The 22,549-nt window shown below is 67.7% G+C and carries 24 protein-coding genes; 10 read left to right on the forward strand and 14 right to left on the reverse strand.

Going from position 1 to position 22,549, the window contains the following annotated elements; genetic code table 11:
- Positions 1 to 169 precede the first annotated feature (169 nt).
- The 9 genes from PYV55_RS10640 (at position 170) to PYV55_RS10680 (ending at position 8,610) form a co-directional block, all read left to right on the forward strand.
- Complete coding sequence (locus tag PYV55_RS10640; protein WP_275850894.1) at positions 170 to 1,984, forward strand: nitrite/sulfite reductase; 1,815 nt, start codon at positions 170 to 172, stop codon at positions 1,982 to 1,984.
- Between the two features lie 34 nt (positions 1,985 to 2,018).
- Positions 2,019 to 2,426: a DUF934 domain-containing protein gene (locus PYV55_RS10645; protein WP_407066793.1), complete on the forward strand. Its 408-nt coding sequence runs from the start codon at positions 2,019 to 2,021 to the stop codon at positions 2,424 to 2,426.
- A 41-nt stretch (positions 2,427 to 2,467) separates the two neighbouring features.
- Positions 2,468 to 3,247, forward strand: a complete 780-nt coding sequence (locus tag PYV55_RS10650) for a phosphoadenylyl-sulfate reductase (protein ID WP_275850984.1) — start codon at positions 2,468 to 2,470, stop codon at positions 3,245 to 3,247.
- Entirely contained in the window at positions 3,244 to 4,200 is a 957-nt protein-coding gene (gene cysD, locus PYV55_RS10655) for a sulfate adenylyltransferase subunit CysD (protein WP_275850899.1), read from the forward strand. Before PYV55_RS10650 ends, cysD begins: the two co-directional genes overlap by 4 nt.
- A 62-nt stretch (positions 4,201 to 4,262) precedes the next feature.
- Complete coding sequence (locus PYV55_RS10660; RefSeq protein WP_275850901.1) at positions 4,263 to 5,696, forward strand: sulfate adenylyltransferase subunit 1; 1,434 nt, start codon at positions 4,263 to 4,265, stop codon at positions 5,694 to 5,696.
- Positions 5,697 to 5,773: 77 nt separating this feature from the next.
- Positions 5,774 to 6,103 carry a ferredoxin FdxA gene (gene fdxA, locus PYV55_RS10665; protein WP_275850903.1) on the forward strand — a complete coding sequence of 110 codons (330 nt, stop codon included), beginning with the start codon at positions 5,774 to 5,776 and terminating at the stop codon, positions 6,101 to 6,103.
- 102 nt (positions 6,104 to 6,205) lie between these two features.
- Positions 6,206 to 7,348, forward strand: a complete 1,143-nt coding sequence (locus PYV55_RS10670) for an NAD(P)/FAD-dependent oxidoreductase (protein ID WP_275850905.1) — start codon at positions 6,206 to 6,208, stop codon at positions 7,346 to 7,348.
- A 333-nt stretch (positions 7,349 to 7,681) separates the two neighbouring features.
- The gene (gene parS, locus PYV55_RS10675; protein ID WP_275850907.1) at positions 7,682 to 8,134 is read left to right on the forward strand and encodes a type II RES/Xre toxin-antitoxin system antitoxin; all 453 of its coding nucleotides are present in this window, start codon (positions 7,682 to 7,684) and stop codon (positions 8,132 to 8,134) included.
- Positions 8,134 to 8,610 carry an RES family NAD+ phosphorylase gene (locus tag PYV55_RS10680; RefSeq protein ID WP_275850910.1) on the forward strand — a complete coding sequence of 159 codons (477 nt, stop codon included), beginning with the start codon at positions 8,134 to 8,136 and terminating at the stop codon, positions 8,608 to 8,610. The genes parS and PYV55_RS10680 overlap by 1 nt, the downstream gene beginning before the upstream one ends.
- 174 nt (positions 8,611 to 8,784) lie before the next feature.
- Here the strand turns inward: PYV55_RS10680 and PYV55_RS10685 are convergent, their stop codons facing one another.
- The 6 genes from PYV55_RS10685 to PYV55_RS10710 form a co-directional block, all read right to left on the reverse strand.
- Positions 8,785 to 8,967 carry a hypothetical protein gene (locus PYV55_RS10685; RefSeq protein ID WP_275850913.1) on the reverse strand — a complete coding sequence of 61 codons (183 nt, stop codon included), beginning with the start codon at positions 8,965 to 8,967 and terminating at the stop codon, positions 8,785 to 8,787.
- Positions 8,968 to 9,048: 81 nt separating this feature from the next.
- Positions 9,049 to 10,455: an ATP-binding protein gene (locus tag PYV55_RS10690; RefSeq protein ID WP_275850915.1), complete on the reverse strand. Its 1,407-nt coding sequence runs from the start codon at positions 10,453 to 10,455 to the stop codon at positions 9,049 to 9,051.
- Entirely contained in the window at positions 10,452 to 11,117 is a 666-nt protein-coding gene (locus PYV55_RS10695) for a winged helix-turn-helix domain-containing protein (RefSeq protein ID WP_275850917.1), read from the reverse strand. The genes PYV55_RS10690 and PYV55_RS10695 overlap by 4 nt, the downstream gene beginning before the upstream one ends.
- A gap of 69 nt (positions 11,118 to 11,186) precedes the next feature.
- Positions 11,187 to 11,978 carry a cytochrome b/b6 domain-containing protein gene (locus PYV55_RS10700; RefSeq protein WP_275850920.1) on the reverse strand — a complete coding sequence of 264 codons (792 nt, stop codon included), beginning with the start codon at positions 11,976 to 11,978 and terminating at the stop codon, positions 11,187 to 11,189.
- Positions 11,979 to 12,016: 38 nt separating this feature from the next.
- The gene (locus PYV55_RS10705) at positions 12,017 to 12,484 is read right to left on the reverse strand and encodes a diheme cytochrome c (RefSeq protein ID WP_275850922.1); all 468 of its coding nucleotides are present in this window, start codon (positions 12,482 to 12,484) and stop codon (positions 12,017 to 12,019) included.
- 49 nt (positions 12,485 to 12,533) lie between these two features.
- Positions 12,534 to 12,977, reverse strand: a complete 444-nt coding sequence (locus tag PYV55_RS10710) for a DUF1924 domain-containing protein (RefSeq protein ID WP_275850924.1) — start codon at positions 12,975 to 12,977, stop codon at positions 12,534 to 12,536.
- 446 nt (positions 12,978 to 13,423) lie between these two features.
- Here PYV55_RS10710 and PYV55_RS10715 point away from each other — a divergent pair, with 446 nt between their 5' ends.
- Complete coding sequence (locus PYV55_RS10715; RefSeq protein WP_275850927.1) at positions 13,424 to 14,503, forward strand: transporter; 1,080 nt, start codon at positions 13,424 to 13,426, stop codon at positions 14,501 to 14,503.
- 15 nt (positions 14,504 to 14,518) lie between these two features.
- Here PYV55_RS10715 and PYV55_RS10720 read toward each other — a convergent pair whose 3' ends face one another.
- The 8 genes from PYV55_RS10720 to PYV55_RS10755 all read right to left on the reverse strand — a co-directional run bounded on the left by PYV55_RS10720 (position 14,519) and on the right by PYV55_RS10755 (position 22,533).
- On the reverse strand, positions 14,519 to 15,244 hold the full coding sequence (locus PYV55_RS10720) for a GntR family transcriptional regulator (RefSeq protein WP_275850929.1): 726 nt from the start codon (positions 15,242 to 15,244) through the stop codon (positions 14,519 to 14,521).
- A 210-nt stretch (positions 15,245 to 15,454) separates the two neighbouring features.
- Positions 15,455 to 15,856, reverse strand: coding sequence for an oxalurate catabolism protein HpxZ (gene hpxZ / locus PYV55_RS10725; RefSeq protein ID WP_275850932.1), 402 nt, complete (start codon positions 15,854 to 15,856; stop codon positions 15,455 to 15,457).
- Positions 15,857 to 15,874: 18 nt separating this feature from the next.
- On the reverse strand, positions 15,875 to 17,674 hold the full coding sequence (gene atzF / locus PYV55_RS10730) for an allophanate hydrolase (protein ID WP_275850935.1): 1,800 nt from the start codon (positions 17,672 to 17,674) through the stop codon (positions 15,875 to 15,877).
- Positions 17,671 to 18,348, reverse strand: coding sequence for a cysteine hydrolase family protein (locus PYV55_RS10735; RefSeq protein WP_275850938.1), 678 nt, complete (start codon positions 18,346 to 18,348; stop codon positions 17,671 to 17,673). The genes atzF and PYV55_RS10735 overlap by 4 nt, the downstream gene beginning before the upstream one ends.
- Positions 18,345 to 19,931 (reverse strand): ABC transporter ATP-binding protein, encoded by a 1,587-nt coding sequence (locus tag PYV55_RS10740; protein WP_275850941.1) that lies wholly within the window; start codon positions 19,929 to 19,931, stop codon positions 18,345 to 18,347. Before PYV55_RS10740 ends, PYV55_RS10735 begins: the two co-directional genes overlap by 4 nt.
- The gene (locus PYV55_RS10745; protein ID WP_275850942.1) at positions 19,928 to 20,770 is read right to left on the reverse strand and encodes an ABC transporter ATP-binding protein; all 843 of its coding nucleotides are present in this window, start codon (positions 20,768 to 20,770) and stop codon (positions 19,928 to 19,930) included. Before PYV55_RS10745 ends, PYV55_RS10740 begins: the two co-directional genes overlap by 4 nt.
- The gene (locus PYV55_RS10750; RefSeq protein WP_275850944.1) at positions 20,767 to 21,540 is read right to left on the reverse strand and encodes an ABC transporter permease; all 774 of its coding nucleotides are present in this window, start codon (positions 21,538 to 21,540) and stop codon (positions 20,767 to 20,769) included. Before PYV55_RS10750 ends, PYV55_RS10745 begins: the two co-directional genes overlap by 4 nt.
- A gap of 9 nt (positions 21,541 to 21,549) precedes the next feature.
- A complete protein-coding gene (locus PYV55_RS10755; protein ID WP_275850945.1) occupies positions 21,550 to 22,533 on the reverse strand; it encodes an ABC transporter substrate-binding protein in 984 nt (327 codons plus the stop codon).
- Positions 22,534 to 22,549 lie beyond the last annotated feature (16 nt).

Genomic DNA, 22,549 nt, shown 5'->3' on the forward strand with positions numbered 1-22,549 from the left:
TTATCCACATAAGCGCAAGAAAAAACTGTAGTTTGTTTTCATAAAAAGCCCGCCTACATTCACCGCACATGCCAAGTGCGGCGCAGGTAGGCGGGCTTTGTCGTGGGCTATGGGCCCACGAGTCTGCCGCAGCGTGCCCGCGCAGCCCGTGCTTTCGTGCAGACGTCTCATGTACCCATACACCGCTTTCGACCAAGAATTCATTCGCCTGCGCGCCGCGCAGTTTCGCGACCAGTTGCAGCGCTGGCAGACCGGGCAGCTCAGCGATGAGCAGTTTTTGCCGCTGCGCCTGCAAAACGGCTGGTACGTGCAGCGCCATGCGCCCATGCTGCGCGTGGCCGTGCCGTATGGCGAGGTCAGCAGCGCGCAGCTGCGCGTGCTCGCGCGCATCGCCCGCGAGTTCGACCAGCCCGATGCCGAACTGTTCGCGCAGGCGCAGGCCACGCAGGATGCGCTGCAGGCCTCGCAGCCGGGGCTCACGCTCGCGGCGCCGCCCTTGAAGTGGGGCTACGCGCACTTCACCACGCGCACCAACGTGCAGTTCAACTGGATTCCCCTGGCGCGCGCGGCCGACGTGATGGACTTGCTTGCGAGCGTGCAGATGCACGGCATACAGACCAGCGGCAACGCCATTCGCAACATCACCTGCGAGGCGCTCGCGGGCATCGCGCCCGACGAGATCCTGGACACGCGGCCATTTGCGGAAATTTTGCGCCAGTGGAGCACGCTGCACCCCGAGTTCGCCTTTTTGCCGCGCAAGTTCAAGATCGCCTTCAGCGGCGCCGCCGAAGACCGCGCCGCCACGGGCTGGTACGACATCGGCCTGCGTGCGGTGCGCAGCGACTCGGGTGGCGTGGGCTTTGCCGTGAGCGTGGGCGGCGGCATGGGGCGCACGCCGGTCATCGGTACCGTGGTGCGCGAATTTTTGCCCTGGCGCGAGCTGCTCAACTACACCGAGGCTGTGGTGCGCGTCTATAACCAGTATGGGCGGCGCGACAACAAGTGGAAGGCGCGCATCAAGATGCTGGTCAAGGCCGAGGGGCAGCGCTTCATCGACGCGGTGGAGGCCGAATACCAGGCCATCGTCACGCACGACGGTGCGCCGCACACCATCAGCGATGCCGAGCTCGCGCGCGTGCAGGCGGGCTTTGCCGTGCCGCCGCTCGCGCCCGCCAATCTGCCCAGCAGCACCGACACGGCCGGCGCTGCGTACCAGCGGTGGCGCAAGCAAAACGTGCACACGCACCGGCTGCCGCAGCTCGCCGCGGTGTCGCTGTCGTTCAAGCGCGCGGGCTGGGCGCCGGGTGACGCAGGTGCGGACTCGCTGCAGGCGCTCGCCGACCTGGCCGAGCGCTTCAGCGCGGGCGAGGCGCGCGTGACGCACGCGCAAAACCTGCTGCTGCCCTGGGTGCACCAAAGTGATTTGCCCGCGCTGTACGAAGAGGCGCGCGCGCTGGGCCTCGCGCAGCCCAACATCGGGCTGCTCACCGACATGATCGCGTGCCCCGGCGGGGATTTTTGTTCGCTCGCGAACGCGCGCGCGATCCCGATCGCCGCGGCGCTCGCCGAACTGTTTGCCGACATCGACGAGGTCAGCGACCTCGGGCCCATAGACCTGCACATCAGCGGCTGCATCAACAGCTGCGGGCACCACCACAGCGGGCACATCGGCATTCTGGGCGTCGACAAAGACGGCAAGGAGTGGTACCAGGTGACGCTGGGTGGCTCGGACGGCTCGGCGCTCTCGGGGCCGGCGACGCCGGGCAAGGTGGTCGGGCCCTCGTTCAGCGCGGCCGAAGTGCCGGGCGTGGTCGAGGCGATTTTGGACAGCTACCGTGCGCTGCGCCTGCATGCGGCCGAGCCCTTCATCGCCACGCTGCGCCGCGTCGGCCACGAGCCCTTCAAGACCGCGGCGAACGGCGCACGCCTGGGCGAACACCGCGCCGCGCACACTGCACACGCCGCCGAAACCAGCGCCGCATGAACCCCGGTTTGAACCCGACCCCAGCCCCAAAATGATCAAATTGATAGCTGCCAGCGCCCACCAGACGGGCGCAAACGGCCCAAAAACCTTGCAAATCGCGAACGACGCCGAGCTCGCCGATTTGGCCGCGGCGGGTGCGTTCGAAGGCGTGGAGCGCATCGAATTGCACTTTCCCAAGTTCACCGACGGTCGCGCCTTCAGCCAGGCCATGCTGCTGCGCCGGCGCTACCACTTCGCGGGCGACTTGTGCGTCACGGGCGAGGTGCTGATCGACCAGTTGCTGCAAATGGCGCGCTGCGGCTTCAGCAGCGCCGTGCTGCCAGACGACACCGACTGGGCCGCCGCCGAGCGCCAATTGCGCCGCTTTGCCGAGTTTTACCAGGGCGACGCGCGCACGCCCGCGCCGCGCTTTGCGCGCGTCAGCACGCCGGAGGCCGTATGAACAATGCTTTTTCTTCCATAGCGTCGGCACCGCTTGCCTCCATGCACGCGCAGGGAACGCAGGAAACGCAAGCCGAGGGCAGCGCCATCGCACTCTACGCGCGCCCCTCGCCCGACTTTGCCGCCAAGCTCGACGAAGCCGTGCGCACGCTGCAGCGCGCCGCGGCGCAGGGCCCTGTGGTGCAGGCCAACAGCCTGGGCGCCGAGGACATGGTGATCACCGACCTGATCAACCGCCACGCGCTGGCCGTGGGCATTTTCGTGCTCGACACGGGTGCGCTGCACGCCGAAACGCTTGCATTGCTCGCGCAGCTCAAGGCGCAGCAGGCCAGTCATCCGCACGCGCCGCTCACGGTCTATCGCCCCGACGCCGAGGCCGTCGCCGCCTTCGTGCAGCGCGAAGGAGCTGAGGCCATGTACCGCAGCATCGCGCTGCGCAAAGCCTGCTGCGCCGTGCGCAAGCTCGAGCCGCTGGCGCGCGCGCTTGCGGGGCAAAAGGGCTGGATCACCGGCCTGCGGCGCGAGCAGTCGGGCGCGCGTGCCGACGTTGCCCTGATCGACGAGACCGAAGTGCCGAGCAAGGGCCTGCGCAAATTCAACCCGCTCGCAGCCTGGAGCTGGGGCGACGTGTGGCACTACATCGCCACCCACGACGTGCCCACGAACGCGCTGCACGACCGTTTTTACCCCAGCATAGGTTGCGCCCCGTGCACGCGCGCCGTCACCCTGGGCGAGGACTTTCGCGCGGGACGCTGGTGGTGGGAGGATGAACAGGCCAAGGAATGCGGCCTGCACGTGAAACAAGGGGAAGCAACAGCATGAATGCCCGCACCGACACCCAATTGCTGCAAACGGCGGCCCAGCCCGCGCCGCACCAGTTGAGCAACGCGCACCTCGACGCGCTCGAAGAAGAAACCATCTTCATCCTGCGCGAAGCCGCGGCCGCGTTCGAGCGCCCGGCGCTGTTGTTTTCGGGCGGCAAGGATTCGCTCGTGATGCTGCGCTGCGCCGAAAAAGCTTTTGGCGCAAGCCGCATCCCGTTTCCGCTGTTGATGATAGACACGGGGCACAACTTCCCTGAAGTCACCGATTTCCGCGACCAGCGTGCCGCCGAGCTGCAGGCCGAGCTGATCGTGCGCAGCGTCGAAGACAGCATGGCACGCGGCACCGTGCGCCTGGCGCACCCGGGCGAGAGCCGCAACGCGCACCAGTCGGTCACGCTGCTCGAAGCCATCGAGGAATTTCGCTTCGACGCGCTGCTCGGCGGTGCGCGGCGCGACGAAGAAAAGGCGCGCGCCAAGGAGCGCATCTTCAGCCACCGCGACAGCTTCGGCCAATGGCAGCCCAAGGCGCAGCGGCCCGAGCTGTGGACGCTGTTCAACACGCGGCTGCAGCCGGGCGAGCACTTTCGCGTGTTTCCGATCAGCAACTGGACCGAGCTCGACGTGTGGCAATACATCGCGCGCGAGCACATCGCGCTGCCCAGCCTCTACTACGCCCACCGCCGTGAGGTGGTCGAGCGCCGCGGTCTGCTCGTGCCCGTCACGCCGCTGACGCCGCCGCGCCCGGGCGAGCAGGTGCAAACGCGCAGCGTGCGCTTTCGCACCGTGGGCGACATCACCTGCACCTGCCCGGTGGAAAGCAGCGCCGCCACGCCCGCCGACATCGTGCGCGAAACCCTGGCCGCCGAAGTCAGCGAACGCGGCGCCACGCGCATGGACGACCAGACCAGCGAGGCGAGCATGGAAAAGCGCAAGCGCGATGGGTATTTTTGACGGGGGGATGCGCCAGCACCCAGGCCCATTTACGCACCGTTGATGCAAACAAGCAAACGACCATGGAAACTACCGAATCAATAGCTGCCAGCGCACGTCTTACCTTGACTAGTGGCCAAAATGATGCCAAATCTTCGGACGCCGACACGCGCGCGGCGGCGCTGCGCTTCATCACCTGCGGCTCGGTCGATGACGGCAAAAGCACGCTGATCGGGCGCCTGCTGCTCGACAGCCGCGCCGTGCTGCAAGACCACCTGGCCGGCGTCACTCGCGGCGGCACGGCCGACCTGGCACTGCTCACCGACGGCCTGCAGGCCGAGCGCGAGCAGGGCATTACCATCGACGTGGCCTGGCGCTACTTTGCCACCGAGGCACGCAAATTCATCATCGGCGACGCGCCGGGGCACGAGCAATACACGCGCAACATGGTCACCGCCGCCTCGCAGGCCGACGCCGCCGTGGTGCTCGTCGATGCCACCAAGCTCGACTGGCGCAACGCTGCGCTCGCGCTGCTGCCGCAAACGCGCCGCCACACGCTGCTGCTCGACCTGCTGCGCGTGCCCTCCATCGTGTTTGCGATCAACAAGCTCGACGCCGTGGACGACCCGGCGCTGGCGTATGCGCATATCCGCACCGCCTTGCAGGACTTTGCGCGCGCGCGCGGCATCACGCCCACGGCCATCGTGCCGATCTCGGCGCTCGAGGGCTGGAACGTGGTGGACTTTGAACATGCGCACGCCGGCTGGTGCGGCTACCAGGGCGCCAGCCTGCTGCAAGTGCTCGAGCAGTTGCCCACCACGCCTGCCGACGCGGTGCTGCCGCTGGCCCTGCCCGTGCAGTGGGTGGAAAAATTCTCCGCCTCGGCCGACACTTCGCGCGGGCGGCGCGTGTTCTGGGGCCGCGTGGCCGCGGGCCAGGTGCATGAAGGCCTGGAGGTGCAGGTGTTCCCCAGCGGCCGCATTGCGCGCGTGGCGCAGGTGCTGGACACCGTGCGCACGCCCGGTGCCGTGACCGCGGGCCACAGCGCCGGCGTGGTGCTGGACCGCGAAGTCGATGTCTCGCGCGGTGACTGGATCATGGCCGAGCCCGCCGCTGCGGCCACACCGCAAGCGCCACAGGACGACGACTTCGACACCCCCGCAGCACCCGCCGCTGCGTCCGTCTGGCCTGCGCGGCGCGACTTCACGGCCACGCTCGCCTGGATGGACGACGAGCCGCTGCAGCCGGGCCGCGTCTATTGGGCGCTGCACGGCCACCGCTGGGTCAAGGCCAAGGTGCAGCGCATCCTGCACCGGCTCGACATCCACACCCTGGCCGCGCAAGAGGCCACGCAGCTCGAGCCCAACGCGATCGGCCAGGTGCAGCTGCTGCTGCAAGAGCCCATCCCCGCCGCGCCGTTTGTGCAGGCGCGCGTGCTGGGTTCGCTCATCCTCGTCGACACCGCAAGCCACCGCACCGCCGCCGCTGTGCTGGTATCAGACATCGCCCTGACATAGATCAGCCCCTACTGCGCTCAACAGCATAAGTCGCCCGCATAAAATCGCGGGCTTTCACCCACCGGCAACCATCCGTCATGACCCACGTCGTTACCGAAAACTGCATCAACTGCAAATACACCGATTGCGTGGACGTGTGCCCCGTCGATTGCTTCAAAGAAGGGCCGAACTTCCTGACCATCGACCCCGACGAGTGCATAGACTGCGCGGTCTGCATCCCCGAATGCCCGGCCAACGCCATCTTTGCCGAAGAAGACGTGCCCTCAGACCAACTCGCGTTCATCAAGATCAACGCCGAACTCGCGCGCGCCGCCGGCTGGAAAACCATCACCAAGCGCAAGGCCGCGCTGCCCGACGCCGACGAGTGGAACGGCAAGCCGGGCAAAATCCAGCACCTGATCCGCTGAAATTGACGCGCCGCAGGGCATAAGGCCGCGCGTCGCGTCGCTCCTCGACGCTGATCCGCGCACCCGCTGCCCCGCGTCTCTCCCGTTGCCCAAGCCGCCGCCGTGTCCGCCCCCACCGAGCACCCCACTGCCGACGCCGTGGTCATAGGCGCGGGCCCGGTTGGCCTGTTTCAGGTGTTTCAGCTCGGCCTGCAAGGCATACGCGCACATGTTGTCGATGCACTCGCGCACGCCGGCGGCCAGTGCGCCGAGCTGTACGCCGACAAGCCCATTTACGACCTCCCCGGTGTGCCGCGCTGCACGGGCCGCGAACTCGTCGCGCTGCTGCTGCGCCAGACCGCACCGTTTGCGCCGCGCTGGCAGTTCGGCAGCCTGGTGCAGACCTTGCAGCCGCTGCCCGACGGGCAGTTTGTGCTGGGCTGCAGCGACGGCGCGCAACTGCACGCGCGCCAGGTCTTCATCGCCGCGGGGCTGGGCGCTTTCGTGCCAAAGCGTTTGCCGGTGCCGGGCCTCGAACGCTTCGAAGGGCACCAGGTTTTTTACGCCAACGCGATTCCCGCGCTCGCTGCCAGCGCGGGCCTGCGCGTGGTGGTGCACGGCGGCGAAGAAAGCGCCGTGGCCCAGGCCGTGGCCCTGGCCGAGCAGCGCCAATCTGCCGGCGGCGGCGATGGCGCCGGCGCGCCCGCCAGCGTCACCCTGCTGCACCGCCGCGACGTGTTTCAAGCGCCGCCCGAGCAACTTGCGCGCCTGCAGCAGTTGCGCGACGCGGGCTTGCTGCAGGTGGTGGCGGGGCAGATCACGGGCTTTCAGACCTCAGGCGGGCTGCGAAGCGTGGAAAGAGGCGACGGGCAAAGCGTTGAACAGAACAGCCAAGTCGCCGAGGCACGCCTGTGCGCGCTCGAACTCCTCACCCCCGCGGGCCACACCGAACGCCTGCCGCTAGACCAGTTGCAAGCGCTGCTGGGCATCTCGCCGCGCCTCGGGCCCATCGTTGACTGGGGCCTGGCGCTCGAGCGCAAGCAGCTGCGCGTCGATCCGGCCACCATGGTCACCAGCGTGCCCGGCATCTACGCCGTGGGCGACATCAACAGCTACCCCGGCAAGCGCAAGCTGCTGGTCTGCGGCTTCCACGAAGCCACCCTGGCCGCCTGGGCCGCCGCCGAAGCCCGCGCCGGCCAGCCCCTGCCGCTGCAATACACGACCACCAGCCCGCGGCTGCAGGAGCGGCTGGGGGTGCGGGAATAATTGGGGTCAAAGAATAATTGGGGTCAGATTCCAATTATTTCAGAGAGATGAGGGGTGTGGGGCGGATGCTAGTGTAGTGTTCGACGCTATCTGCGACATAAAACCGCGTCTTTTCGGCCCGGGCCGCGTTGCAAATCCTCGCGATACCACCCGGTATCGCTGCGGTTTGCGCCTTGCCCAGACCAAAAATCCATCGGTTTTATTAGTCGCATCAAGCATCGAACACTACACTAGGACACCTGCATGGCGGCGCACTTTCTTTTCAGGTTGGACTGAATCGCCATTTTTAACTATCATGGGTGCCATATGGCAATATCACTGCAGAAAGATCGTATGGCAAGCTCCAGCCTGAATGCCACTTTTGTTTCGGCCGTGGCTTTGCTCGGTGGCGAGGCTATATTGCGCGCCAAGCCGCGGGGGGTGATGGATTGGATACCGCTGGTGCGTCAGGGTCTGCCCTCGGCCTCTGTCGATGCTGCCGTGCGGCTGACGCGCATCACGCAGACCGAGTTGGCGCATGCCCTGGCCATTCCTGAGCGCACTCTGGCCAGGCGCAAGCGCGAGGGCGTGCTTTCCCCCGAGGAGTCTGCCAAGCTCGTGCGCTTTGCCCGCGTGGTGGAACGTGCGGAGACAGTGTTCGAAAATGCCGACAGCGCCCTGAACTGGCTGCAAAGCCCGAATGCGTCGCTCGGTGGCGTTAAACCGCTATCGTTGCTGGACACCGACATCGGCGCCGACAGCGTACTCGATACCCTGGGACGCATCGAGCACGGTGTGTTTGCCTGATGCGAACCGTTTGGCGCATCACCACAGCACGCTTTGCCCAAACGGCCTTCAGTGGTGAGGGTGCGCGGCGCTACGGAGGACGCTGGAATCCGAAAGGCTGGGAGGTGGTTTACACGGCCGAATCGCAGTCTCTGGCCTTGCTGGAATTGATGGTGCAGGATGATCCTTTGCGCGCCCACTATGTGCTGATTCCAGCACATCTGCCGGCAGATATTGCCCAAAAACGCATCGACGCCGAGCAATTACCAGGAAATTGGCGCTCCATAGGCGCACGAGATGCCTTGTCGGCGCTAGGGCTGGGCTGGCTGCAAAGTGCGCAAACGGCAGTACTCGACGTGCCCAGCGCCGTGGTGCCTGCAGAGCGCAACATCCTGCTCAACCCCCGCCATCCGGACTTCGCCCGTATCGCGCTTGGTCAGCCGCAGTCGTTGCAGACCGACATCCGCCTGCTGCGCAATTTCGGCGGGTCAGGGTGAACCCAGAGTGCTGCACACTAGTGTGGTGTTTGATGCTTGATGCGACAAATAAAACCGATGGATTTTTGGTCTGGGCAAGGCGCAAACCGCAGCGATACCGGGTGGTATCGCGAGGATTTGCAACGCGGCCCGGGCCGAAAAGACGCGGTTTTATGTCGCAGATAGCGTCGAACACTACACTAGGAGCCTGTCGGACTTTGGAATCGTCGGCTGCGAATGCGCCGCAGCGGCCCATTTTTTACCGTCTTCTTGCCCCATAGCACCACTATGGGGCTGCGAATCCGGCAAAAACTGGTCTCGCCGGGGCGCATTCTCGCTATCGACGCCCAAAGTCCGACAGGCTCCTAGATTGCCCATGACCTGTGCGCCGCCGCACCCACATCCCGGCACCTATCCTCTGCCCCAGGACCTGCGCCAATTATTCAAATCTGACCCCAATCACTCCCCGCGCCCGGCAGCGCTGCCCACGGGCACGCCGATGCGCACGCGCAGGCCGCCGAGGTCGGGGCTGCGGTCCACTTGCACCTGCAGGCGATACAGGCGCGCCAGGCGCTGCACGATGGACCAGCCCAGGCCGCTGCCGGAGCCGCTGTGGCTGGCGCTGCTTGCACGGAAAAATCGCTCGCCCAGGCGGGCCCTCTCGGCCGCGTCGAGGCCGGGGCCGCTGTCTTCGACGCAAAGCAGAACTTCGTGCGCCGGTGATGCACCTCGCCCGGTAGGGCGCGGGGGCTCCACCCGCACGCGGACCTGCGCGCCCGGCGGGCTGTAGCGCAGGGCGTTGTCGAGCAGGTTGCGCACCAGCACCTGCGCCAATGCCTCTGGCAGAACGGTTGCGGCGTGCGTGGGCGGCAGCTCCAGGCGCAGCGTCTGCTGGCGTGCCTGTGCGCGCGGCTGCAGGTCGGCCGCGGTGGTGCGCACGGCGTCGGCCAGGTCGGACTGCGCTGGCGGGTGCGCGGGTGCCGCTTCGGCGTCCAGCCGCGCCAGTTGCAGCAATTGCTCGACCAGCCGCGTGGCGCGGTCGCAGCCCTGCACGGTGGCGGCCAGCGCGGCGGCGCGTTCGGCCGCGTCGCGGGCTCCCTGCGCCACCTGGGCCTGCATGCGGATACCGGCGATCGGGGTGCGCAATTCGTGCGCGGCGTCGGCGGTGAATTGCTGCTCGGCGGCGAGCAGGTGCGCGATGCGCTCGAACAGGCCGTTGAGCGCCTCGACCAGCGGCAGCACGTCGGGCGGCACGCCCTGCGTGGGCAGCGGTGCGAGCGACTGCGGCTGGCGCGCGCGCAGCGCCTGCCCCAGCGTGCGCAGCGGCCGCAGCGAGGCGCGCACGGCCCACCAGATTGCGAGCGCGAGCAGCGGCAGGGTCAATGCCAGCGGCCGGGCCATGCTGCGCAGGCTGGCGAGCACGATTTCCGCGCGCGCGGCCTGCAGTTCGCCCACCTGCAGCAGCAGGTCGGCATCTTTGCCGGGGGTGACGAACACGCGCCAGCGTTGGCCGTCGGCGTGGCTGTCGTAAAAGCCCGGCGTGTGCTGCCCGGACAGGGGCTGCTGCGGCGCATTGGCCGAGTGCGCGAGCAGCCGGCCTTCGTGCCAGACCTGGAAGACCACGCGCGGCTGGTAGCGGTGCAGTTCGGGGGCCGGGTGGATGCCGTCTTCGTCCAGCTCGTCGAGCGGCTGCATGCGCAGCAGGGCCGCGGCCTGCGCCAAATGCGCGTCCAGCAGTTCACCGACTTCGTGCTCGGCGTCGCGCCAGGTGAGGATGGCGCCTGCCGCCCATGCGAGCACCACCAGGGTTAGTACGGTGTAGAGCAGGCGACGCTGCAGCGACAGCGGTGTGGCGGCGCCCGTCATGTGTCGGCCCGCGGCAGCAGATAACCCACGCCGCGCACGGTTTCTATGAGGTCGGGGCGCAGCTTGCGGCGCAGGTGCGAGATGTGCACCTCGACGGCGTTGCTTTGCACCTCATGCCCCCAGCGGTACAGGTGCTGCTCCAGCTGCTCGCGGCTGAGCACGCGGCCGGCGTTGAGCAGCAGCGCGTGCAGCAGGTCGTATTCGCGCTGCGAGAGCTCGACGGGCTGCCCGTCCAGCCAGACCTGGTGCGCCGCGGGGTCGAGCTCCACGTTGCCGCTGCGCAGCCTGCTGTGCGGCTGGCCGTGGGCGCGGCGCACCAGGGCGCGCAGGCGCGCCGCGAGCTCGTGCAGGTCTATGGGTTTGACGAGGTAGTCGTCGGCTCCCGCGTCCAGCCCGGCCACGCGCGCGGCAATGGCGTCGCGCGCGGTGAGCACCAGCAGCGGCGTGGTGATGCGCTGGCGGCGCAGATGCTGCAGCACGTCCATGCCGTCCTGGCGCGGCAGGCCCAGGTCGAGCACCCCGGCCTGGTAGGCGCCGCTGGCCAGCTCGCGCTCGGCTGCGATGCCGTCACGCACCCAGTCCACCTGAAAACCGTGCTGCATCAGCCCCGCGCGCAGGCCGGAGCCGAGGATGTCGTCGTCTTCTGCGAGCAGGATGCGCATGGAAAGGGAGGGCAGGGTGGGAGGATGCCCGCAGTATCGCAGGCGCGGCGGTGCAGAAGGGTGGTGGGTTCAGTCGTCATCGCCGTGTCGTTGCCCGTGCCAATCCGCGCCCGCAGCCCCCGGCGCTGGCTGCGGCGCCGTGTGCCACTGCCAGCCCCAGAAGGCCAGCACGCAGGCGAGCACGGCGGCCGCGAGCAGGCCGTGGTTCTTCGGAGCCAGATCGGGCCCGGAGCCTGCCACGCGGCCGGTGAGCATGGGCAGGGCCTGGTTTTTGCGGCGCAGCAGGCTCAGCCCGGCGATCAGGCCGACGTGGCCCAGCACCACGGCCAGCATGGTGTTGCCGAAGAATTCATGCAATTCCTCCAGCCATTCGCCTCCCCAGCCGCCGCCCCATTCGGCGTAGCTGGCATAGCCGCTGAGCGTGAGGGGCAGGATCAGCGCCAGGATCAAGGCCACGGCCAGTGCCATGAGCAGATGCTGTCCCTGCCGCCAGGCCGGGGCGGCCGTGCGCAGCGACTGCAGCCAGGCGGGCAGCCCCTGCAGCCGGCTCCACAGATACCTCAGCCGTGCGTGGCGCGGGCCCAGCAGGCCCCAGAGCACGCGCGCCACCAGCAGACCACCGAGCGTGTAGCCCAGCGTGACGTGCACCAGCCGCCAATGCTCGCCTTCGGCCGTGAGGTAGGCGCCGGTAAAGCTCAGCGCCATCAGCCAGTGCAGCATGCGCGTGGTGGCGTCGGTCACGCGGCGCGTGGGGCTGCGGGCGGGGGTGCGGGCGGGGTTGTGTGATGGGCTGGGAGCGGCAGGGCCGGGCGCGCTGCCGGGAGTGCCGGGACCGGCGGATGCGGGGATATGGGTGTTCATGGTGGGCTCCAGGGGAGGATGGGGAGGTTGCGCGGGTGTCAGCGCGGAATGCGGATGCGGTCCTCGTCGAAGTCACCTGCTTCGGCGCGGCTGTGGCATGCGGCGCATTGGGCGCGGCTGCCGACGGCGGGGCGGCGCCAGACTTCGGCGGGCACTTCGCGGTGCTCGCGCTCGAACCAGGCGGAGCGGGTGATGCGGTCCTGCGGCGGCTCTTCGCGCCCGCGCCGCGATGTGCCGGCGTTGGCTTGCAGCCAGGTGCTGATCTGCTGCACGCTGGCCGCGTCGAGCGAGGCATCGCTGCCGTAGTGCTTGTCCAGCCCGTTCATGATGCGCTGCCAGGAGCGGGCGGGCAGCAGGCCGGGCGGGTACGCCATGTGGCAGGCGGCGCATTCCTGCTGGTAGGCCGGCAGCCGTGTTGCAGGCTGCAGGCGGTGCGAGTCGGCGCGCGCGAGGCCGGCCGCAAGGCTCAGGGCCAGTGCCGCGCACAGGGCAATGCTGGGGCGCATGGGGTGCTTCCTTTCTGGGGCTGGTTCAGGGTGAAGGTCAGGGACAGCGTCAGGGCTGCAGCGAGAGCAGCCAGGCCAGCACGTCGGCTTTTTCCTGCGCCGTGCATTCGCGCTCGAGCACGTCCTTGCAGTTGCGGCGAAACCATTTGTCAGCCTTGGCGCTGTCGGTAAAGCGCTCGGGGTTGAAGGCCGGAGCGAGCGCGGCGATGGGCTTGCCCGTGCCGGCGTGGCGCCCCTGCGTCGTGGGTGTGGCGCCGTGGCAGCTGGCGCAAGACCACTCACCGCCGTGCCGGCTGCGGAAAAATTCGCGCCCGCGCGCCGCGTCCGGCGGAGCCTTGGCGGCGCTCGTCCAGCGCTGCGATTGCGCCGCGGCCGTGGTGTCTGCGGCCACGGCCGCAGCGCTGAACCAGAACGAAGCAAGGCACAGCAGCGTCGTCAGCAAGCAGGTGGCGCTGGAGCCGGCGCACGGTGGAAAAGGGCGGATGTTTTGCATGCCGCCATGGTGCGGGGCGCGGCTGAACGTTCTCTGAAGAGCGCTGTGGCATCCATGCGGCGTCTGTGCGGCGTCCGTCCGTGCGGCGTTTTCACGTCAGATGCTGCGTGCGCGGTGCTGCCGACGCATCACAAAGACGCAACGACATGCGCAGAGCATGCCGGGCATGGCCTTTGCCCAAACAAGCGCACCCACATCAGACAGGCGGCAGGCAGTGGCACACTTTGCATGCCGCTTTGAACCCAGATTGTCCATTAGGCGGTGCTTCGCACCTACGCGGGCGTTGGCGGACGTCTGCCGGTCATTTTGGCCGCGGCTTCGGCGTCCATGGCACCGGCCATGGACTTCTCACCCGCGACCAAACTGCCACGCCAGCCGCCTCGCCACCATCCCGCGTCCTAATGAACAATCTGGGTTGAAGCCAGATTGAAATCACCAGCAAAAAAATGAACCGCCCCACCGCCGCCCCGCGCCCGCCCGTGCCCTCGCTTGCCACCTCGTCCTACGGGGGCGATGAGGTCGGCCTGATTTGCGGCTACCTGTTCGACCCCGACGCGGCGCAGCAGATACGTGCACTGGGCTCGGCCGAGGCCGCGGCCTGGCTCGCCGAGGTGGCCCAGTCCGAGGCCGGCAGCGAAGCCGCGGCGCAGGGTGGCAGCTATCTGTGGCTGCATTTCAATTTGAGCAATGTGCAGGCCGAGCGCTGGCTGGTGCGGCACGCGCAGCTTGCGGATGCGTTTTTCGAGGCGCTGCACGACGGCGTGCACTCGACCCGCATCGAGCGCTCCGGCGATGCGCTGGTGGCCGTGCTCAGCGACCTGCAGTTCGACTTCGACCTCGAATCGTCCGACGTGTCCACGCTGTGGATCAGCGTGGGGCCGCGCCTGGTCGTCACGGCGCGCACCAGCCCGCTGCGCTCGGTGGACGTGCTGCGCACGGCGGTGCGCGCGGGCGAGGTGCCGCCTTCGAGCACGGGCCTGCTCGAACACCTGCTGCGCACGCAGGCCGACGTGCTGGTGGGCATAGTGCGCAGCGTGACGACGCGCATCGACGCCATCGAGGACGAGTTGCTGGCCGGGCGCCTGGACCACAAGCGCGTCCGCCTGGGCGCCCTGCGCCGTCTGCTGGTGCGGCTGCAGCGCCTGCTGGCGCCGGAGCCGGCGGCGCTGTTTCGCCTGCTGCAGCGCCCGCCAGGGTGGATGGCGGGTGCCGACGTGGACGGCCTGCGCGGGGCCACCGAGGAGTTTTCGTTGGTGCTGCGCGACATGCAGGCGCTGGAGGAGCGCATCAAGCTGCTGCAGGAAGAAGTCGCCGCCGGCGTGAACGAGGAGAACAACCGCAGCCTGTTCGTGCTGACCATGGTGACGGTGCTGGCGCTGCCCATCAACATCCTGGCCGGCCTGTTTGGCATGAACGTCGGCGGCATCCCGCTGGCTGACCATCCGCATGGCTTTTGGGTGCTCCTGGGCGTCATTGCCGCCTTCAGCGCCCTTGCCGCCTGGCTGGCGTTTCGGAACAAGCGCTGAGGGGCTCAGGGAGTCTCAGGCGGAAACTTGTCGAGCCCGATACAGCATGTCCAGCGTAATGTGACGGACCTCGAGCTTGCTTTGCTCGATGTGCGCACGCAGGAGGCGCTGGGCTTCTGGGGCGCGCCGGCGGACGATGGCCCGCAAAATTGCAGCATGCTCTTCGTAGGTGGCTTCTATTCTGGTGGCTTTGGTGAAGTCCAGCCTGCGGATGATGCGGATGCGGTCGGTGATCTCGGCGTGCACGCGTACCATCTCGCGGTTGCCGCTACCTTCCACCAGGGTGTGGTGAAAGGCCTCGTCCAGGTCACGTACTGCGGCGGGGGTGTCCAGGCGCTGGCTGGCCGGAACTTCCCACCGGGCCGTCAGGCTGTCCAGGTGGGCGCGATCCACGCTCTCGCACAGGCGGCCCACGGCGTGGCATTCCAGCAGGATGCGCAGGTCATAGAGTTCGTCGAACTTGTCGAAGTCCAGTGGCGCTACCTGCCAGCCCAGCTTGGGAAAAACCTGCAGAAAACCCTCACGCTGCAGGCGCTGCAGGGCCTGGCGCAAAGGGGTGCGGCTGACCTGCACCTGTTCGGTCAGCTCGGTCTCGCTGAAGCGGTCGCCCGGCATCAGGCTGAAGTCGAAGATCAGGCCCTTGATGCGCTCATAGGCTTGGTCGGCCAGCGTGGGGCGCGCCTTGCTGCTGGCTGTCGGGGCGAGGCTGGAGGCTGGGGGAAACGGCAGGCGCGGCTTCATCGGAGCGTCATCATACGAAATGGGGTAACGGTTCAACCCAGAGTGTTCATGAGGACGCGGGACGATGGCGCGGCGGCTGGCGAGGCAGTTGGGTCGCGGCTGAGGAGTTCGTGGTGGTGCCACGAACGACGAAGCAGCGGCCCAAATGACCGTCAGCCGCCCGCCAGCGCCCGCGTAGGCGCGCAGCGCCGCCTGATGGACAATCTGGGTTCAAGCACCCTCCCAGGGAATCATGCTCACATGGGCGCTGACGATGCGCCAGCCTTCAGACAGGCGTATCCAGACTTGGGTCTGGAAGCCCCGCAGCGCGGTGTCGCTGCGTACAAACTCCACCTGCGCGACTGCATGGTCCGGTCCGAAGGCATGGATGCGCAGATGCTCCAGGCGGCGGGTGAAGTTCGGCGCCGGCGTGGCCTGGCGGTGGGCCACCAGTTCGGCATGGCCCCACTGGCGGTCGGCGATGCCGTAGCGGGTGGTGCGCGGGTCGTCCCAAAAAAAGGCGTTGAGGGTGTCGACGTCGTTGCGCATCAGCGCATGCTCGTAAGCGTGAAAGGCGGCTTCCACCTCGCGCAGTATTTCGGGCAGGTCGATCTGTTCGGTTTTGAGGGTCATGGTCGTTTTGGCAAAGGGTCAGCTGAGGCTGGCCAGGTAGGCACACCAGCCGCCGTGGGTGCTGATGTCCGGCGCGCCAGCCAGGGCAGCGCCTTCGCAGATGAAGCCCTTGACCCAGCGGCCACCCTGCAGTTCTACCGAGCCCAAACCCAGGGGCGGCGGAATCAGTGCCAGAAAGGAGCCCACCTGGTCCAGCGGCATCTCGTAGACCTCCACCTCGATGGCGTGGCCAGTTTCACCCGTGGCCACCCTGGCCAGGCCGGGCTTGGGTGGCGTGGTGCCGGGCAGGGCGTGAAGGCGGTAGGCCGGTGCGGTGCAGGTACGGTCCCGCAGGCGGCAGCCCCGTTCCGTGAGTTGATAGTGCAGTGGCAATCCCTGCAGATGGGCGCCGACCACTGCCAGTTCCAGGGTGGGGGCGGCGTTCAGGCAGCGTCGTAAGACACCGTCTTCAGCTCTGGCAGGTCGCAGTCGTGCCCCGAGGAAGGCACCAGGCTCGGCCAGACGAGCGGCTTCCCAGTGCTGACCCCACTGGGTCAGTGCGGCGTCCGCGCCGCTCGGGCCGATGAGGGTGATGCCGAAGGGCAGGCCGGCGGTGGTGAAGCTGCTGGGCAGGGCCAGAGCCGACCAGCCCAACAGGTTGACGAAGTTGGTGTAGCGGCCCAGTGCGCTGTTGCGCGCGATGGGTTCGGCTGCCACCTCGGCCCGGCTGGGGTGGGTCGGTGCGGTGGGCACCAGCAGGGCGTCCAGCCCTTCCCACAGCGGCGCCACTGCGCGGGCCAGGGTTTCGAGCTGGTAGCGGCCTTCGAAGACCTGGGCGGCATCGAAGCAGCGGGCTTGCAGGATGACCTCGCGCACCACCGGGTCCAAGGCCTCGGGCTGGCGCTCTATCACTTCGCGGATGGCGGCGTAGCGCTCGGCGACCCAGGGCCCGTCGTAAAGCAGACTGGCCACGGCGAACAGCGGTGCGAAGTCCACCGGCACCAGTTCGGCGCCCAAGGTTTGAGCGCGGGTCAGCGCAGATTCCCATGCAGCGGGGTAGCCCAGGGCTGCGTCCAATATGGGGGCGTCGGGTATGCCGATGCGAGGCCGATCGGGCAGCCAGGCCGGTTGCAGCACCGGGGGGGGAAGGGGCGAGCCGGCGTCCGGCCCGTCGATGATCGCTGCGACTTCTGCTGCATCGCTCAGGGTCAGGGCGAAGACGCTGACCACGTCCAGCGTACGGCAAGCCGGTACCACGCCCTGCATGCCGATGCGGTGGGGGGTGGGCTTGAGACCGACGAGGTGGTTGAAGCCGGCCGGCACGCGGCCTGATCCGGCAGTGTCGGTGCCCAGCGCGAAGGGCACCAGGCCGCGTGCGACGACCGAGGCCGAGCCCGAACTGGAGCCGCCGCTCACGTAAGCCGGATCGAAGGTGTTGGGTACCTCGCCATAGGGCGAGCGGGTGCCGACCAGGCCGGTGGCGAACTGGTCGAGGTTGGTCTTGCCCACCAGCACCGCACCAGCCGCACGCAGCCGGGCCACTACGGTGGCATCGGCATCGGCCGTATGGGCGAAGGCTGGGCAGGCGGCCGTGGTGGCCCACCCTGCGGCATCGATGTTGTCCTTCACCGTGAAGGGGATGCCCCAGAGCGGTGCGTGCGCCGGGTTCAGGGTGTCGAGGCGGGCCAGTTCGGTTGCCAGGCCGGCGGCGTCCAGCCGGCTGATCCAGGCAGGATCGTCGGGCGCAAGGCGGGCCTGCAGTGTGCCCAGCAAGGTGGCGGGCTGGGCGCCGGCTGCGTAGGCGCCACGCCAGTCGGCCAGGGTCACGGGGGTATTCATGCGTAAAGACTTTCGATCAGCGGCGCGGCCGGACTGGTCCAGCCGACGATGGCACCCTGGGCGCGCACCATCTCCAGGGTGGCTTGTTTGAATTCGGGGAAATAGCTTGCAGTGCAGTCTTCGACCAGCAGGCAGTCGTAGCCACGGTCGTTGGCCTCGCGCATGGATGTCTGTACGCAGACTTCGGTGGTCACGCCCATGAAAACCAGGTGGGTGATGCCGCAGCCTTGCAGCAGGGCATGCAGGGGGGTGGCGTAGAAAGCGCCCTTGCCAGGCTTGTCGATGACGAATTCACCCAGCCGCGGGGCCAGTTGGGGAATGACTTGATTGCCCGGCTCGCCCGCGATCAGGATGCGGCCCATGGGCCCTTCGTCGCCTATGCGCAGCCCTGGTTTGCCGCGCTGGCGCTTGGCCGGCGGGCAGTCCGACAGGTCGGGGGCATGCGCCTCGCGGGTGTGCACAACCAGCCCACCGGCCTGGCGCCAGGCCGAAAGCACCGCCTGGCAGGTGGGGATGATCGATTGCAGCTTCGTCACGTCATTGCCCAGGCTGGCGCCAAAGCCGCCGGGCTCGACGAAGTCGCGTTGCATGTCGATGATGACCAGGGCGGTGTGGGGCAGCTCGTAGGCAAAGGCGAAGGGCTGGGCATTCAGGGTGCGCGGGGGAGGTTTCATGCGGCCTCCCGGGCGGAAGGAGTCGTGCGCGCGGCGTGCCCGCCGCCCATCTGACCGCCCATGTGGGCGCCCAGAGCCTGGCGGTCGGCTGCGGCGGCGGGCAGGTTCAGCACGATCTGGCCTTCGCTCATCACCACGATGCGGTCGGCCAGGGCCAGTAGTTCGTCCAGGTCCTCGCTGACCAGCAGCACCGCGCAGCCGCGGGCACGGGCCGCGCGCAGGCGGGCGTGGATGTCGGCTACCGCGGCGAAGTCCAGGCCGAACACCGGGTTGGACACCAGCAGCAGCCGGGGTTCGCCGGCCAGCTCGCGGGCCAGCACGGTGCGCTGCACGTTGCCGCCAGAGAGGCTGCGGATCGGTGCGCGCTCGCCCTGGGTCTTGACGCCGTACTCGGCGATCCAGGCGCGGGCCTGGGCGCGCAGGCGGGCGCCCAGGCGCCAGCCGGCATGGGCGAAAGGCGGCTGGTCGAATTGGCGCAGGCCCATGTTGGCGGCCACACTGAGTTCGCCCACGCAGGCGTTGCGCAGCGGCTCCTCCGGCAGGGCGCGTACGCCCAGGCGCTGGTTCTCGGCCCGGGTGGCGGCAAAGGGTTGACCGGCCACCTGCACCTGGCCGGACTCGCGGGCGCGCTGGCCCACCAGGGCCTCCATCAGCTCGCGCTGGCCGTTGCCCGAAACCCCGGCCACGCCGACGATCTCGCCGGCGCGCACCGCCAGGCTCAGGCCACGCACCGCGGGTTCGCCCCGGTCGCCCCGCACGGTGAGGTCGCGGACGTCGAGCTGCACCTCGCCCGGCGTGTGCGGTGCCAGTGCAGCGGCCGGGCGCGCGGCCTGCTCTTCGCGGGCATCTTCGGGTCCGGCCTCGCTGCCCACCATGGCCTCGGCCAGGGCCACGGGCGTGGTGTCGGCCACGGGGCCGCTGTGCACTAGGCGGCCGCGGCGCAGCACGCTCACGTCGTCGGCATAGGCGCTGACCTCGCGGAACTTGTGGGTGATCATCAGCACCGAGCAGTCGCCCGCGTGCGCGCGCTCGTGCAGGGCGCCCAGCACCTCGTCGGCCTCCTGCGGTGTCAGCACCGAGGTGGGCTCGTCCAGGATCAGCAGGCGTGGCTTCAGGAAGAGCTGCTTGAGGATCTCCAGCTTCTGCTTCTCGCCGGCCGACAGGTCCATGGGCGTGGCGTCCAGGTCCAGCCGGAAGGGGGTGGTTTTCAGGAAGGCGTCCAGCTCGGCGCGCACCCGCTTCCAGGGCACCACGGCCGGCAGGTGGCCGCGGGCCAGCAGCAGGTTCTCGGCCACCGTCATGCCCGGCACCACGGTGAAGTGCTGGTAGACCATGCCGACTCCCAGGTCGCGCGCCACGGTGGGCGAGTGGATGGCCTGCTCGCGTCCGCCCACCAGCACCGCGCCGTCGTCGGGCTGGTAGTAGCCCACCACGCATTTGACGAGGGTGCTCTTGCCCGCGCCGTTCTCGCCCAGCAGGGCGTGCACGGTGCCCGGGCGCACGCTGAGCGAGACATCGCCCAGGGCAGTGAAACTGCCGAAGCGCTTGGTCAGGCGGTAGGTGTCGAGTTGGGTGGCGTTCATGCCTGCATCTCCCTGCGGAAGACTTCGAGGGTGTGCGCCTTCACGCGCACGAACTCGGGGTCTGACACGGCTTCCGGCGTGCGTGGCCTCGACATGGAAAAGGACACCAGTTCGGCAATGCGCGTCGGCCTGCGCGTGAGCAGCAGAATCTGGTCGGCCAGGAACACGGCGTCCTCCAGGTCATGCGACACGATGACCATGCTCACGCCGGTGGCCATGTGTGCTTCCTGCAGCTTGGCGCGGATAAACAGCGTCATCTCGAAGTCCAGCGCCGAGAAGGGCTCGTCCAGAAACATCACCTCAGGTTTGGGCGCCAGCGCCCGCATGATGCAGACGGTCTGCATCTGTCCTCCGGAGAGCTCATAGGGGTAGCGCTGCAGGTCGAAACGAATCTCGAACAGCGCCACCAGCTCGTCCACGCGCTGCTTCACCTCGGTGGGCTTCATGCCCTGGCGGCGCAGCGGGTAGGCGATGTTGTCCCAGGCGCTGATCCACGGAAACAGTGCATCGCGGTAGTTCTGGAACACGTAGCCGATGCGCGTGTCCTTCAGGCTCTTGCCGTCGAACAGGATCTCGCCCGAGTCCAGCGGCACCAGCCCGGCGATCATGTTCATCAGCGTGGACTTGCCGCAGCCGTTCGGCCCGAAGATCGAGACGATCTGACGGCGCGGAAGATCGAGGTTGAAGTCCTTGTAGAGGACCTGGCCGGCGAACGACTTGCACAGGCCGCGCACCGTCACGTGGGTGTTGGGCGCCGCACGCAGCGTAAGCAGGCTGCTGGCGGTCGTGGCCAGCTTCACCTCGGTGGGAGTGGCGGAGACCAGTAGCGAGCTCGTCATGCCTTGCCTCCCCAGTGGATCAGCTTCTTTTCGATCAGCAGGAAGACCAGATTCAGGCCGTAGCCCAGCGCACCGGTCACCAGGATGGAGGTGTACATGTCCTTGACGTTGAAGACCTGCTGCGCGTCGATGATGCGGTGGCCCAGGCCGGTCTCTGAGCCGATGAACATCTCGGCCACGATGACGATGACCAGCGCCATCGAGACTGCGCTGCGCAGGCCGATGAAGGTCTGCGGCAGGCTCTCCATCAGCATCACGTCCTTGAACACATGCCAGCGCGACACACCCATGATTTGCGCCGCCATCACCCGCGTCTTCTTGGCGTTCATCACGCCGTAGGCACTGTTGAACAGCACGACCAGCATTGCGCCGAAGCTGGCGATGGCGATCTTGTTCAGGTCGGTGATGCCGAAAATAAGCATGAACAGCGGGATCAGTGCCGAGCAGGGCGTGGAGCGGAAAAAGTCGATCAGGAACTCCACGCTGCGGTAGGCACTCTCGGCACTGCCCAACATCACGCCCAGCGGCAGGCCGATGGCAATGGCAACGGCAAAGGCGCACAGCGTGCGCAGCAGCGTGGCCCATACGTCCGGCAGGATGGCTCCGCTAGTGAACGCCTGCGCCAGGTGTTGCAGCGTTTCGCCGGGCGGCGGCAGCAGCACCGGCTTGACCCACTGCGCCGAGATCATCAGCTGCCACAGCGCCAACAGCAGCAGCGGCCCCACCAATGGCAGCCACCGGCGGTTGTAGAAGAAGGCGAGCGCGTTCATGCGGTACTCTCAAGCGGTGTAGAGCAGTGACTTCACGTCCAGCTTGCGGCTGAATATCTTGCGCTCGGTGAATACGTCGAAAAATTTCTGGAAATAACCCAGATCGCTGACGCTGAATTCGTTGTACATCGTGAAGCCGGACAAAGGCACCTCTCTGACCAGTGCCTCCTCGATGGCGGTGAAGCCATCCATGTGTTTGCGCGACTCCTCTGGCGACGAGCGCACCCATTGCACTGCCTTGCCATAGGCTGCGATGTAACGCCTGGCCAGTTCCGGCGAGTCTTTGAGAAACGCATTCGTGACGCTGGCACTGCCGCCGAACCAGGGTGCGTCCGGATTGCCCAGCACGTACTTGGAGATCACGCCGGTCTCCAGCACCCGGCTCAGACCCTTCAGCCTGCCGGCGGTGCCGGTGGGCTCCAGCGTGTAGACCGCATCGACCTGGCCGGAGGCCAGCGCCGGCACGTGCTGGCCCACCGGCAGCTCGGTGACGGTCGGGTTCGCAATGCCGTTTTTCTCCAGGATGATCTTGGCCAGCGTGACGTTCTGGATGCCGGGACCGCTGGCGATCTTCTTGCCCGCCAGCTCGGCGATCGACCTCACGGGGCTGTCTTTGGGCACCACGAACTCGTCCAGCACCAGCGACCTGTTCGAGGGGTTGGAGCAGATAATTTTGAACAGGTTGGGACTGGTGATCTCGGCCAGCCCCAGCACGGCCGAGGCGGTGCCGTTGGCCGAGCCGTGGATGCGGCCGGAGATCATGGCCTCGGCCACCTGCTGCGCGCTGGCGAACTTCACGCCCTCCACGTTCAGCCCAGCTTCCCTGAAGATGCCACGCTCCAGACCCACGTACAGCGGCAGGCCGGAAGCGATGGGCCAGTAGCCGATCAGGATCTTGTCGTCGGCATGCGCCGGCCTGGCCCCCATGGCGGTGAGCGCGCTCGCGGCGCTGGCGCCGATGAGCAGGTGGCGGCGTTGGATGTTCGAGGTCATGGTGGCTTTACTCCTG

It is taken from the genome of Extensimonas soli (assembly GCF_029211265.1).
Taxonomy (GTDB): domain Bacteria; phylum Pseudomonadota; class Gammaproteobacteria; order Burkholderiales; family Burkholderiaceae_C; genus Extensimonas; species Extensimonas soli.

Coding starts and splice junctions, on each gene's coding strand:
- PYV55_RS10740 (WP_275850941.1), bottom strand. CDS start 19,931: ATGAACGCCACCCAACTCGACACCTACCGCCTGACCAAGCGCTTCGGC.
- PYV55_RS10750 (WP_275850944.1), bottom strand. CDS start 21,540: ATGAACGCGCTCGCCTTCTTCTACAACCGCCGGTGGCTGCCATTGGTG.
- PYV55_RS10685 (WP_275850913.1), bottom strand. CDS start 8,967: ATGGGCAATCTAGGAGCCTGTCGGACTTTGGGCGTCGATAGCGAGAAT.
- PYV55_RS10640 (WP_275850894.1), top strand. CDS start 170: ATGTACCCATACACCGCTTTCGACCAAGAATTCATTCGCCTGCGCGCC.
- PYV55_RS10755 (WP_275850945.1), bottom strand. CDS start 22,533: ATGACCTCGAACATCCAACGCCGCCACCTGCTCATCGGCGCCAGCGCC.
- PYV55_RS10720 (WP_275850929.1), bottom strand. CDS start 15,244: ATGAAGCCGCGCCTGCCGTTTCCCCCAGCCTCCAGCCTCGCCCCGACA.
- PYV55_RS10650 (WP_275850984.1), top strand. CDS start 2,468: ATGCACGCGCAGGGAACGCAGGAAACGCAAGCCGAGGGCAGCGCCATC.
- PYV55_RS10690 (WP_275850915.1), bottom strand. CDS start 10,455: ATGACGGGCGCCGCCACACCGCTGTCGCTGCAGCGTCGCCTGCTCTAC.
- PYV55_RS10745 (WP_275850942.1), bottom strand. CDS start 20,770: ATGACGAGCTCGCTACTGGTCTCCGCCACTCCCACCGAGGTGAAGCTG.
- PYV55_RS10680 (WP_275850910.1), top strand. CDS start 8,134: ATGCGAACCGTTTGGCGCATCACCACAGCACGCTTTGCCCAAACGGCC.
- atzF (WP_275850935.1), bottom strand. CDS start 17,674: ATGAATACCCCCGTGACCCTGGCCGACTGGCGTGGCGCCTACGCAGCC.
- hpxZ (WP_275850932.1), bottom strand. CDS start 15,856: ATGACCCTCAAAACCGAACAGATCGACCTGCCCGAAATACTGCGCGAG.
- PYV55_RS10700 (WP_275850920.1), bottom strand. CDS start 11,978: ATGAACACCCATATCCCCGCATCCGCCGGTCCCGGCACTCCCGGCAGC.
- PYV55_RS10710 (WP_275850924.1), bottom strand. CDS start 12,977: ATGCAAAACATCCGCCCTTTTCCACCGTGCGCCGGCTCCAGCGCCACC.
- PYV55_RS10715 (WP_275850927.1), top strand. CDS start 13,424: ATGAACCGCCCCACCGCCGCCCCGCGCCCGCCCGTGCCCTCGCTTGCC.
- PYV55_RS10735 (WP_275850938.1), bottom strand. CDS start 18,348: ATGAAACCTCCCCCGCGCACCCTGAATGCCCAGCCCTTCGCCTTTGCC.
- cysD (WP_275850899.1), top strand. CDS start 3,244: ATGAATGCCCGCACCGACACCCAATTGCTGCAAACGGCGGCCCAGCCC.
- PYV55_RS10695 (WP_275850917.1), bottom strand. CDS start 11,117: ATGCGCATCCTGCTCGCAGAAGACGACGACATCCTCGGCTCCGGCCTG.
- PYV55_RS10660 (WP_275850901.1), top strand. CDS start 4,263: ATGGAAACTACCGAATCAATAGCTGCCAGCGCACGTCTTACCTTGACT.
- parS (WP_275850907.1), top strand. CDS start 7,682: ATGGCAAGCTCCAGCCTGAATGCCACTTTTGTTTCGGCCGTGGCTTTG.
- fdxA (WP_275850903.1), top strand. CDS start 5,774: ATGACCCACGTCGTTACCGAAAACTGCATCAACTGCAAATACACCGAT.
- PYV55_RS10705 (WP_275850922.1), bottom strand. CDS start 12,484: ATGCGCCCCAGCATTGCCCTGTGCGCGGCACTGGCCCTGAGCCTTGCG.